11 protein-coding genes are annotated in these 12112 nt (G+C 64.7%); 5 read left to right on the top strand and 6 right to left on the bottom strand.

All coding sequences use genetic code 11. The annotated features are described in order from the left end of the window. Positions 1–62: 62 nt before the first annotated feature. The 3 genes from ACIGGF_RS01210 to ACIGGF_RS01200 all read left to right on the top strand — a co-directional run bounded on the left by ACIGGF_RS01210 (position 63) and on the right by ACIGGF_RS01200 (position 2061). Entirely contained in the window at positions 63–866 is an 804-nt protein-coding gene (locus tag ACIGGF_RS01210) for a serine hydrolase domain-containing protein (RefSeq protein ID WP_397519620.1), read from the top strand. Positions 867–1010: 144 nt separating this feature from the next. Next, positions 1011–1523 carry a DUF3145 domain-containing protein gene (locus tag ACIGGF_RS01205; RefSeq protein ID WP_397519619.1) on the top strand — a complete coding sequence of 171 codons (513 nt, stop codon included), beginning with the start codon at positions 1011–1013 and terminating at the stop codon, positions 1521–1523. 91 nt (positions 1524–1614) lie between these two features. After that, positions 1615–2061: a cold-shock protein gene (locus tag ACIGGF_RS01200; RefSeq protein ID WP_397519839.1), complete on the top strand. Its 447-nt coding sequence runs from the start codon at positions 1615–1617 to the stop codon at positions 2059–2061. Between the two features lie 222 nt (positions 2062–2283). On the opposite strand, the gene ACIGGF_RS01195 is transcribed toward ACIGGF_RS01200, so the two are convergent. The 6 genes from ACIGGF_RS01195 to aceE all read right to left on the bottom strand — a co-directional run bounded on the left by ACIGGF_RS01195 (position 2284) and on the right by aceE (position 10905). Further along, on the bottom strand, positions 2284–3717 hold the full coding sequence (locus ACIGGF_RS01195; RefSeq protein ID WP_397519618.1) for an acyl-CoA carboxylase subunit beta: 1434 nt from the start codon (positions 3715–3717) through the stop codon (positions 2284–2286). Positions 3718–3846: 129 nt separating this feature from the next. Beyond that, entirely contained in the window at positions 3847–5097 is a 1251-nt protein-coding gene (locus tag ACIGGF_RS01190) for a KasA/KasB family beta-ketoacyl-ACP synthase (protein ID WP_032403883.1), read from the bottom strand. 8 nt (positions 5098–5105) lie between these two features. After that, complete coding sequence (gene acpM / locus ACIGGF_RS01185; protein ID WP_027497448.1) at positions 5106–5408, bottom strand: meromycolate extension acyl carrier protein AcpM; 303 nt, start codon at positions 5406–5408, stop codon at positions 5106–5108. Between the two features lie 128 nt (positions 5409–5536). Further along, positions 5537–6445, bottom strand: coding sequence for an ACP S-malonyltransferase (locus tag ACIGGF_RS01180; protein ID WP_397519617.1), 909 nt, complete (start codon positions 6443–6445; stop codon positions 5537–5539). Between the two features lie 128 nt (positions 6446–6573). Next, the gene (locus ACIGGF_RS01175) at positions 6574–7998 is read right to left on the bottom strand and encodes a PucR family transcriptional regulator (RefSeq protein WP_397519616.1); all 1425 of its coding nucleotides are present in this window, start codon (positions 7996–7998) and stop codon (positions 6574–6576) included. A gap of 87 nt (positions 7999–8085) precedes the next feature. Further along, positions 8086–10905 carry a pyruvate dehydrogenase (acetyl-transferring), homodimeric type gene (gene aceE / locus ACIGGF_RS01170; protein ID WP_397519615.1) on the bottom strand — a complete coding sequence of 940 codons (2820 nt, stop codon included), beginning with the start codon at positions 10903–10905 and terminating at the stop codon, positions 8086–8088. Between the two features lie 256 nt (positions 10906–11161). On the opposite strand from aceE, the gene ACIGGF_RS01165 reads away from it, so the two are divergent. Both ACIGGF_RS01165 and ACIGGF_RS01160 read left to right on the top strand, forming a co-directional pair. Further along, positions 11162–11584, top strand: coding sequence for a DUF3052 domain-containing protein (locus tag ACIGGF_RS01165; protein WP_032379129.1), 423 nt, complete (start codon positions 11162–11164; stop codon positions 11582–11584). A gap of 31 nt (positions 11585–11615) precedes the next feature. Further along, positions 11616–12077, top strand: a complete 462-nt coding sequence (locus tag ACIGGF_RS01160; protein ID WP_397519614.1) for a peroxiredoxin — start codon at positions 11616–11618, stop codon at positions 12075–12077. Positions 12078–12112: the final 35 nt, after the last annotated feature.

Here is a 12112-nt window from a genome sequence, read left to right as displayed (position 1 = left end):
CCGAGAGTAGCCCGGCGGGGGAGCGAGGCACCGTCACCGGCCGACAATTAGGCTCTGGAGTCGTGCCTACCCTCGACCTCACGTCCTCCTGGCCCGTCGACCACGTCAGTGCCGTCGTCGTCACCGACTCCGGCGTTCGCGAGTCTGTCGGCGATAGTGATCGTGTCTACGAACTCGCCTCGGTGACCAAGTTGCTGAGTGCGTACGCGATCCTCGTCGCCGTCGAGGAAGGTGCGGTGGAACTCGATCAACCCGCCGGGCCGGAGGGTTCGACGGTGCGTCATCTGCTCGCGCACGCGTCGGGACTGGCGTTCGGCGACCGCACAGTGCAGGCACCGGTCGGCACCAAGCGGATCTACTCGAGTGCGGGATTCGAGGTGCTGGCCGAGTTGATCGAAACCGAATCGGGCATAGCCTTTCCCGATTACCTGGTCGAGGCCGTGTGTACGCCGTTGCAGATGACGAACACCTCGTTGCCGGGGTCGGCCGGCCATGGCGGCCGCTCGACGCTCGCCGATCTGACGATGTTCGCTACCGAGTTGGTGGCACCCACGCTCGTGGCACCGCAGACGCTGGCGTCGGCGACGGACGTGCAGTTTCCCGGGCTGAACGGCATCGTTCCCGGGTACGGATCGCACAAGCCCTGCGATTGGGGGCTCGGGTTCGAGCTGCGGGGCGACAAGACTCCGCATTGGACCGGCAGCAACAACTCGTCGTCCACGTTCGGCCACTTCGGGCAGGCCGGAACGTTCCTGTGGGTGGATCCGGCAGTGCAGACTGCATGCGTCGTGCTGACCGACAGGGCCTTCGGAGAGTGGGCGAAGCCGCTGTGGCCGGAGGTGTCCGACGCAGTGCTGGCGGGGTGAAAGTCGTCACTTCACAGATTGCACTGGCGCAACAGGGGCAACTCGGGGCACACTAGTACACACACGCACAAAATCACTGCAGCCAGTCGGAGCATGTCGAGGTCGTTGGGGAAGACGTCCCTCGTCGAAGCTGGAGGTAGTGCAATGCGTGGATCGAATCAGTTCGCAGAAGCGACGTCGGGTGTTGTGTACATCCACTCGTCGCCCGCTGCGTTGTGCCCGCACGTCGAATGGGCGTTGACCGACGCCCTCGATTGCCGTGCCAATTTGAAGTGGTCTGCGCAGCCTGCCTCCGACGGTCAGCTGCGTGCCACCACCGACTGGGTGGGCCCGGTCGGTACCGGAGCCACGCTCGCCGGCATCCTGCGTTCGTGGCAGATGCTGCGGTTCGAGGTGACCGAAGACGCCAGCGAAGGCGTCGACGGCGAACGATTCTCGCACGTACCCGGGCTGGGTCTGTGGCGCGGAACGACCAGCGCGAACGGTGACGTGGTACTCGGTGAGATGCGACTGCGCGCGTTGATTGAGAACAACCAAGGCAACTTCACCGCAGCCGTGGAGCAGGCGCTCGGCTCGGATTGGGACGCTGCACTTGAGCCGTTCCGCACCGGCGGTGCAGGAGCCGAAGTGACGTGGTTGAGCCGCAACGTCGGCTGACCGCTGGGGTTGCTGGGGTGTGGTGGCCACGGTAGTTTCGCGTTCGTGCCTGGGGTAGGCATGTGGGAACGACCGTGGAGTGGTGAGTTCGATGTTGTCGACCGGAAAAGTGATTCGCTTCGACGAGTTCAAGGGGTACGGATTCGTAGCGCCGGACGAGGGCGGCGAGGACGTGTTCATTCACGTCAACGATCTGGACTTCGACAAGAGACTGCTGGCACCGGGGGTTCGAGTCGAATACGTCGCCGTCGAAGGCGACCGCGGCCTCAAAGCCACCCAGGTGCAGATCATCGACGGTCCGGCATCGACGGCCCTGGTCACCAGACACAAGCCGGACGTTCCGTTCCACAATGTTGCACTCACCGACCACGACCAGCACGAAGACGTCATGTGCGACGTGCTGTCAGAGAGAGATTTCACCGCAGAACTCACCGAGGCGCTGTTGACCGCCAACGGCACGTTGACCGCGACGCAAATCCTCGACATTCGATCCGCGCTGTTGCGAGTGGCTCACGATCACAAATGGATCGAGAACTGACCGACGCGTAGCCGCGTCATCCCGCCTTGGAGCCCGTTCGGCTCCGGATGAATGTGGCTTCGTTGCACTCAGAGCGCCTCGGAATCGCATTGAGCCACACCGTGAATGGACCATTGCATACGTCTGGGCGCTGCAAGGGTCCATCCACGCGGCCGGGGGAGGACGCGGCTGGGGGAGGACGGGGCGGGGTGCTGAGTCAGGGTCGCAAGCGAAGCCGAGCGGTCAGAGTGGGATGTTCTTGTGGTTTCCGCGAGCCGCGGGTGCCGCGGCGAGAGCCTTGGCGACGGTGCTGCGAGTCTTGCTCGGCTCGATGACCTCGTCCACGACACCGATGGCCACGGCGCGCTCGACGCCACCGGCGATGCTTTCGTGCTCGACGGTGAGGCGATCGTGCAATGCCTCGCGCTCTTCTTCCGGCGCGGCGGCGAGTGCCTTCTTGTGCAGGATGCCGACGGCTGCCTTCGCACCCATCACGGCGACCTCGGAGCCCGGCCAGGCATACACAGCGGTGGCACCGAGCGCGCAAGCATTCATGGCGATGTAGGCACCGCCATAGATCTTGCGCGTCACCAGAGTGACGCGAGGAACGGTGGCTTCGGCGAAGGCGTGCAACAGCTTTGCTCCGCGGCGGACGACGCCTTCCCATTCCATGCTGACGCCGGGTAGGTAACCGGGAACGTCCACCACCACGATGAGCGGAATGCCGAATGCGTCGCACAGACGCACGAATCGCGCTGCCTTCTCGGCACTTTCGGAATTGAGGCAACCGCCGAGGCGAATGGGGTTGTTGGCGATGACGCCGACGGTGCGGCCGCTGATGCGTCCGAGACCGATGACGATGCTGCGGGCCCAGCCGCCCTGGAACTCCTCGAAGGTCGATTCGCCCTCGACGTTGTCGAGCAACTCGTGCACGATCGGATGAACGTCGTACGCGCGACGGTTGGATTCGGGCATCAACGCTCGGAGGTCGGTGTCTCCGTGCTCGGCGGCGGCGATGTCGAACTCGCCCTGCTCGCAGAACATGGACACCAGACGGCGGGCGCGGGTGAAGGCGTCCATCTCGCTGTCGGCGACGATATGGCACACGCCGGATTTCTTGTGATGGGTGTCGGGGCCACCGAGCGAGGCCATGTCGACCTGCTCGCCGGTGACGCTGCGGACGACGTCGGGACCGGTGACGAACACGCGTCCCTCGGGAGCCATGATGACGACGTCGGTCAACGCAGGACCGTAGGCGGCACCGCCGGCCGCGAAGCCGAGGACGACGGAAATTTGGGGGACGAGGCCGGAGGCTCGAACCATGGCCTCGAACACGAGTCCGACGGCATGGAGAGCTTCGACGCCCTCGGCGAGGCGCGCGCCACCGGAATGCCAGACACCCACGAGCGGAGCGCGCTGTTCGATGGCCGTATCGATGGCGGCGACGATGTGTTTGCAGCCGTCGACGCCCATGGCACCGCCCATGACGGTGGCGTCGGAGCAGTAAGCGATGGTGTGGACCCCGTCGATCTCACCGGAGGCCGCGAGAATCCCCGATCTGTCCCGATCGTGCAGGGGCACAGTGGTTCCGGCATCGAAGAGCTTCTCGAGGCGGGCGAGTGGATCGCGCGGATCGGTGGAGGTACCGGATCGTGTGACGGGGGCCAGAATTGTCATCGCTTGTCCTTCTTCAGGGCCCCGTGAGGGGCGAGGCCCGAGCCGGGACCGTCCGCGAGGAACGGTCCCCGGCCCGGATCATGCACTGCGAGAGCGAGATCGGCTGAGTCGAGAAAACGACTCAGTGCATCACGCCTTACCGAAGGCGAGCGCTACGTTGTGCCCACCGAATCCGAACGAGTTGTTGATCGCGTAATCGATCTGTCCGACGCGGGGCTCGCCCTTGACGACATCGAGATCGATTTCGGGATCCTGGTTCTCCAAATTCAGTGTGGGAGGGATGATTCCCTCACGCACTGCCAGCACCGTCAGGACCGACTCGAGGGCGCCGACGGCACCGATCGAGTGGCCTAGAGCGGATTTCGGTGCGTACACCGCTGCGTGATTTCCGACGGCCTTGTTGATCGCCAGCGCCTCGGCGGTGTCTCCGATGGGAGTTGCCGTGGCGTGGGCGTTCACGTGGGTGATGTCGGACTTCTGCAGACCGGCGGTCTCGATCGCACGCTGCATAGCGCGCGCGGCACCCTTGCCCTCCGGGTCGGGAGCCACGAGGTGGAACCCGTCGGAGGTGATTCCGGCACCGAGCAGGCGGGCGTGGATCGTTGCGCCGCGTGCCTTGGCGTGCTCCTCGGTCTCGATGACCATGAGCGCACCCGCTTCACCGAAGACGAAGCCGTCACGATCCTTGTCGAACGGACGTGACGCACCCTTCGGATTGTCGTTGTTGGTGCTCATCGCCCGCATCATGGAGAAGCTGGCGATCGGAACGGCGTCGATGTAACCCTCGACGCCACCGGTGACGACCATGTCCGCGTCGCCCATCACGATCATTCGCCATGCGTGCGCAATGGCTTCCGATCCCGAGGAGCAGGCAGAGACAGGGGTGATGACGCCGGCCTGTGCTTTGAGCTCGAGTCCGACGACCGCTGCGGGGCCGTTCGGCATGACCATCTGGACGGCGAGCGGAGACACCTTGCGGTAGCCGCCGGCCTTCATCTTGTCGTTGGCGTCGATCAGAGAATCGCCGCCACCGAGGCCGGTACCGATCGACACGCCGAGGCGAAGAGGATCGACGTCGGGAGTCCCGGCGTTCTTCCATACCTCACGACCGAGCACGGTGGCGAGCTGCTCCACATAGCTCAGGCGACGAATTTCGACCCGTGAAAGCAGGCTCTGCGGGTTCACCGCGAGGTGCCCGCCGATCCGCACGGGCAGGTCGTACTCGGCGACAAAATCGTCTTCCAGAGTTGCAATCCCGCTGTCGCCGTTCAGCAGACCCTTCCACGTGGCATCGACGTCACCCGCAAGTGACGTGGTCGCAGCGAGGCTGGTGACGACGACACTGGGGAAGCGTCCGTTGGCGGTGGATGGGTTGGTCATGGGCCGTGTCACTCGCTCGCGGAGTCGTCGAGCTTGGCCTTGATAGCTTCTGCGGCTTCGGGGTTCTCCGCTTCGAGCTTCTGGATGTAGTTGACGGCGTCACCGACGGTGCGCAGACCTGCGAGGTCCTCGTCGGGGATCTTCACGCCGTACTTGTCCTCGGTCTGCACTGCGATCTCGACCATGGAGAGCGAGTCGATGTCGAGGTCGTCCACGAAGGACTTCTCGATGGTCACCTCGGACGGTTCGATGCCCGTGACCTCTTCGATGATCTCTGCAAGTCCGGCGATGAGGTCTTCCTGGCTGGCCACTGTTGTGGGTCCCTTCTCTTCTGTGTCGAACGCCGAAGTTATGTGCTTCGAGACGCGGTTGTGCATTTCTGCCACTCGGGGAGTGGAAGTGGAACCGCAGTTCAGAGACTGCGGTGTGGGGTGCCGAGCTATCCGAGCTCGGCCATTGTGGAGATGTCCGCCGGCGTCTTCAGGCCCAGGTTGGCAACGCCGCGCAATTCACGCTTGGCGATACCGACCAGTGCGCCTGCCGGGGGCAGCTCCACAAGTCCGGTGACCTGCGCGGTGCGCAGGTAGGCATTGCACAGATCCCATCGCACGGGGCGAGTGACCTGGGCGGCAAGTTTGTCGAGTGCGTCGGCACCCGAGGTGACCGGCTGACCGTCCGAGTTGGACAGCAGGGTCCGGGTGGGCTCGGACGGAGTGATGGCGGCGGCGGCCGCGGCAACGGTGTCGCCGGCCGACGCCATGTACTTGGTGTGGAATGCGCCTGCGACCGGGAGTGCGCGAACGCGAGCCTTCTCGGGTGCACTCTCGGCCAGTTCGGCGAGCTTGGTCAGCAGTCCCGCTGCCACGATCTGCCCTGCAGCGTTGACGTTGGCCGGGGCCAGATCGAGTTCCTCGAGCCTGGCGAGCACAGCGGCTTCGTCGCCACCCAACACGGCGGACATGCCTGTCGGTTCCAGTGCGCAGGCCTTGGCCATCGCAGCGCCGCGCACCGCGGCCAGTGATACCGCGTCGTCGGAGGAGATGACGCCGGCGATCGCGGCTGCGGCGAGCTCACCCACGGAGTGTCCGGCGATGACGGCGTCCTCAGGGAACAAGCCGCGTGCTGCGATCTCCTCGAACGCGAGCAGAGCCGAGGCCACGACCAGCGGCTGTGTCACCGCGGTGTCGGTGATTTCCTCCGCCGTGGCCGTAGTGCCGAGGCGAACGAGGTCCAGGCCGGAAGCCTTGGACCACAGAGCAAGCCGGTCGGCTGCGCCCGGCAGTTCGAGCCATGGCAGCAGCATTCCGGGAGTCTGGGAGCCCTGACCGGGCGCAAGCAACGCAATCACAGAGTTAAGGGAACACTGTCGGCCCACTGATCAGTGATGTCGCGCCCGATGAACTCTCGACAAGCAATTTGTGGGAACCCTACAAATTGCCTCGTGGAGGTCCGACATCGCCGGACGGTGTCAGAGCGTTACGTGACCACTTCGCCAAATGTGACTTGTGTGACGTATGGGGCTGGATGGGGTGGTTCGTGATGCGTTCGAGCCAACCTTCCTACTGTTGCTGCAACCCGGAGCACGTACGCATCGCGTGGGTTCGTGGGATCACGCCCGGTTACCTCGGCAATGCGCTTGAGGCGGTAACGGACGGTATTTGGATGAACAAACAGCTGCCGTGCGCAGGTTTCCACCGCGCCGCCACAGTCCAGATACGCATCCAGCGTGTCGGCCAAGCCGGACCCCGCAGCAGACAGAGGGACGACCACATGATCGTGAAGCGCCGATATCGCAGCACCGTCGTTCAGCAACGCACGCTCGGGGAGCAACTCACCCGCGTGCACCGGACGGGGAGCGCCCCGCCACCCCGCCACGGCCTGCATACCGGCGAATGCCTCCACAGCGCTCGAGTGCGCCGCGCCGAGTGTGCGGGTGGTGGGGCCGATGACGACCGGGCCGTCGGAGAAGTTCTGCAGCATGTCGTCGAGAAACGAATGATGAGCCGACGAATCGGTGATCTGGCCACTGACGACCATCACCAGCCGCGTCCCCTGCACCACGGCCAGCGCTGCGCGTCCGTGCTTCTGCGCCACGGCGTGCACGGTTCCGACGACCGAGACGCCCCGGTCTTCCGGGGGAGTTCCGACGAGGACCGTCGCGGGCGCTGTGGCGTCCCAGTTCAACGTGGCGGCGCGCGAGAGCATGTCCGAGCCGGTGTCTCCGCGCACGACGGCGTCGACCACGAGGGCTTCGAGGCGGGTGTCCCACGCGCCACGGGACTCGGCGGCACTGGCGTAGACCGATGCGGCCGCGAAACCGAGCTCGCGTCCGTACCGCAACACGGCCTCGGTCAGGGCGACCAGCTGCTGATCGTTTCGTGCCAGGGCGGGTAGCCACTGCTCGAAGAACTCCATCGCCACCCGAACCATGTCGACGGTCTGGCGCAGAGTGAGGCGACGAGCAAGGTCCTGAGGAATGACCTGGAAGGCATCGAGGGAGAAGCGAATATCGCTGTTGGGATTCTTCAGCCATTCGAGGAAGTTGTCGACGGCCGTCTGGATGAGTAGCTGAACACTCGCGCGTTGGGCCGCGTCGAGATCCCCGAAGAACGGCAGCTGGCCCTGCATCGTCGTCACGGCCTCGGTCGAGAGTCGGCCGGAGAACTGCTTGACCCGTCGCAGCAAGGCGTCCGGCAGGGGATCGCGCTTCTGACGAGAGGGTGCCAGTGAGGCCACCGGAAGGTGTACCTCGTTGTCCGCGGTCAGTGAATCGCGACCGTGAGAATCGCGGGTGGGGGAATCGCGAGCCAGCGATTCGCGCAACGCCTCGCGATAGGCGTCGCGTCGGGACACTTCGCGTGCGGACGCATCGTCCGGTGAACCGGGCTTCGCATCGGACATAAGGAGAACCTACGCCCGACCCCCGCCCCTATCGCGACGGACATGCTTCGCGACGTGGGACGGGGGCTGGCCGATCAACGGTGGAACCTACGCGGAACCGGTGTCGGCGTACGACGTGGGAGCCGCGGTGACGTCGTCGATCTTGTACTTCTCCGCGGCCTCGACGGCCTTCGATCGGTCGACCTCACCGGATGCCGCCAGAGCCGACAACGTGGCGACGACGATCGACTCGGCGTCGACGTTGAACACTCGACGCGCGGCCGGACGGGTATCGGAGAATCCGAAGCCGTCGGTACCGAGAGTGACGTAATCGCCCGGAACCCACTGACGGATCTGGTCCGGAACGGCGCGCATCCAGTCCGAGGACGCGATGACCGGGCCGTTGGCATCGGCCAGGGCCGAGGTGACGAACGGAACGCGCTTGTCGGCACCGGGGTTGCGCAGCGACTCCTTCTCGGCTTCGACGCCGTCGCGGCGCAGTTCGCCCCACGAGGTGACCGACCACACGGCCGAGCGCACGCCCCACTCCTCGAACAGCAGTTCTCGGGCCTTTCGGGCCGAGACGATACCGACGCCGGACGCCAGCAGCTGCGCCTCGGGTCCGTCGCCGTCCTGCGGTTCGGCGAACCGGTAGATGCCCTTCAGCAGACCCTCGACGTCGAGGTTCTCCGGCTCGGCCGGCTGCACGTACGGCTCGTTGTAGAGGGTGATGTAGTAGAAGATGTTCTCGCCGCCGAAGCCTTCGACGCCCTCGGTGCCGCCGTACATCCGGCGCAGACCGTCCTTGACGATGTGAGCGATCTCGTACGAGAACGCCGGGTCGTACGCCACCGCTGCGGGGTTGGTCGATGCCAACAGCAGCGAGTGCCCGTCGGCGTGCTGCAGACCCTCACCGGTCAGCGTGGTGCGTCCCGCCGTGGCACCGAGCACGAATCCGCGGGCCATCTGATCTGCCGCTGCCCAGAGACCGTCGCCGGTGCGCTGGAACCCGAACATCGAGTAGAAGATGTACAGCGGAATCATGACCTCGCCGTGCGTGGCGTACGAGGTACCGACCGCGGTGAACGACGATGTGGAGCCGGCCTCGTTGATGCCCTCGTGCAGGATCTGGCCGACCGAGCTCTCCTTGTAGGCGAGCATCAGCTCCGAGTCCACCGAGGTGTACAGCTGGCCGTTGCGGTTGTAGATCTTCAGCGACGGGAACCACGAGTCCATACCGAACGTGCGTGCCTCGTCGGGGATGATCGGCACGATTCGGTGACCGATCTCCTTGTCTCGCAACAGCTCTTTCATGACGCGCACGAGCGCCATGGTGGTGGCGACTTCCTGCTTGCCGGAGCCCTTGCGCAGCGTCTTGTACGTGTCGTCGCCCGGCTGCGGCAACGGCTTGACGTCGACGCGGCGCTCGGGGACGAATCCGCCGAGCTTGCTGCGACGATCGAGCATGTACTGGATCTCGGGAGCGTCCGCACCGGGGTGGTAGTACGGCGGCATGTACGGATCCTTCTCGAGCTCCTCGTCCGAGATGGGGATGTGCTGCAGATCGCGGAACGTCTTGAGATCGTCCAGCGTCAGCTTCTTCATCTGGTGCGTTGCGTTGCGGCCCTCGAAGTGCTTGCCGAGGGTGTAGCCCTTGATGGTGTGCGCCAGGATGACCGTCGGCTGGCCCTTGTGCGACATCGCCGCCGCGTAGGCAGCGTGCACCTTGCGGTAGTCGTGGCCACCGCGCTTGAGGTTCCAGATCTCGTCGTCGGACAGATCCTTGACGAGTTCCTTCGTCCGGGGATCGCGGCCGAAGAAGTGATCGCGAACGTAGCCGCCGTCGTTGGCCTTGTACGTCTGGAAATCACCGTCGGGCGTGGTGTTCATGAGATTGACCAGCGCGCCGTCGCGGTCCTTGTGCAGCAGCGAATCCCACTCGCGGCCCCAGACGACCTTGATGACGTTCCAGCCCGCACCGCGGAAGAACGACTCCAGTTCCTGGATGATCTTGCCGTTACCGCGCACGGGGCCGTCGAGACGCTGCAGGTTGCAGTTGACGACGAACGTGAGGTTGTCGAGCCCCTCGGTGGCGGCCACGTGTGCGAGTCCGCGCGATTCCGGCTCGTCCATCTCGCCGTCGCCGAGGTACGCCCACACGTGCTGATCGGAGGTGTCCTTGATGCCGCGGTCGTTGAGGTAGTGGTTGAAGCGGGCCTGGTAGATGGCGTTCATCGGGCCGAGGCCCATCGACACCGTCGGGAACTCCCAGAAATCCTGCATCAGTCGCGGGTGCGGGTAGGACGGCAGTCCGCCGCCCTCGTTCACGTGGCTGGCCTCCTGCCGGAAGCCGTCCATGCGCTCGGCCGGGATGCGGCCCTCGAGGAAGGCGCGGGCGTAGATGCCGGGAGAGGCGTGGCCCTGGATGAATATGTGGTCGCCGCCGCCCGGGTGATCCTTGCCGCGGAAGAAGTGGTTGAAGCCGACCTCGTACAGCGCGGCCGAGGATGCGTACGTAGAGATGTGTCCGCCCACGCCGACGCCGGGACGCTGTGCGCGGTGCACCATGATCGCGGCGTTCCAGCGGATCCAGGCGCGGTACCGGCGCTCCATCGATTCGTCGCCGGGGAACCACGGCTCGTTCTCGGTGGGAATCGTGTTGACGTAGTCCGTCGATGTCAGCGACGGGAGCGCGACGCGGCGCTCACCGGCACGCTCGAGCAACCTGAGCATCAGGTAGCGAGCGCGGTTGGGGCCGGACCTCTCCAACAACCCGTCGAAGGATTCGATCCATTCGTTGGTCTCGTCGTTGTCGATGTCGGGCAGGTACGACGCGACACCCTCGCGGATGACGCGGACCCGTCCGTCCGAGCTCTTCTTGCCTGCAGACGATGTGTTCTGCCGTTCGCCGCTGTTCACTTCGGACAACGTGTGCACTCCTCAATGTGGCGGACGCTCGGTGTGGCGTCCGGTCCGGTAGCTCGCCCCTGTGACGGCGATCTACTTTCCTCGTTCTCGTGATTCCTCCCCAATCCTGCCGCATCTCGTCGGTTCTGGTAGTACAGAGGTCCGATACCCACCAGTAGAAATTTATGTACGCAATTTCGGCGCGGTCAGCTTGCGCGAACGGCTTCGACCCTGTTCGCTTTGACTACTGCACCCACAATTCAAGGAGGTCACCACCGTGGTCGCCGCGGCGGACGCTCAGAACTACGCTCAGAAACTTGGCATCACTCGCGACATGGTCGTTCAAGAGCTGGGCTGGGACGAGGACACCGACGATGATCTGCGCGCCGACGTAGAAGATGCGATCGGTGGCGAGACCCTCGACGAGGATTCCGACGAGGTGATCGACGTTGTACTGCTGTGGTGGCGCGACGGAGACGGTGACCTGGTCGATGCACTCATGGATGCCATCGGGCCGCTCTCGGACGATGGAATCGTGTGGGTCCTCAGCCCCAAGACCGGCATGTCCGGTCATGTGGAGCCCAGCGAGATTGCCGAGTCCGCTCCTACCGCCGGTTTGACGCAGACCTCTGCGGCCAATCTCGGTGACTGGATCGGAAGCCGATTGGTTCAGCCCAAGACTCCCGCCACCAAGCGGTAGGCCCATGCTCGACACAGGAAGACGGTTCTAGATGCCGATCGAGGTTGGCGCGGAAGCGCCCGACTTCACCCTCAAGGACCAGAACAATCAACTGGTCACGTTGTCGTCGTACCGGGGCGTGAAAAACGTTCTGCTCGTGTTCTATCCACTGGCCTTCACCGGCACGTGTCAGGGCGAGCTGTGCCGAGTACGCGACGAGCTACCGACCTTCGAGAACGACGACACTGCGGTGTTGGCGATCTCCGTGGGACCACCTCCGACCCACAAGATCTGGGCTGCAGAACAGGGCTACACCTTTCCGTTGCTCTCGGACTTCTGGCCGCACGGTGAGGTTGCTCAGGCGTACGGCGTGTTCAACGAAGACGCCGGCTTTGCCAATCGGGGCACCTTCGTGGTCGACAAATCCGGAATCATCAGGTTCGCCGAAATGAACGGACCCGGCGAGGCTCGCGACAGTTCCTCGTGGGCCGAGGCGCTCGCACAGGTGAGTTGACCTGCGGAATTGTAGTTAGAGAACAGACACGATAA

The sequence above is a fragment of the Rhodococcus sp. NPDC078407 genome (assembly GCF_044542515.1).
Taxonomy (GTDB): Bacteria; Actinomycetota; Actinomycetes; order Mycobacteriales; family Mycobacteriaceae; genus Rhodococcoides.
This window is presented reverse-complemented; position numbering and strand designations above follow the sequence as displayed.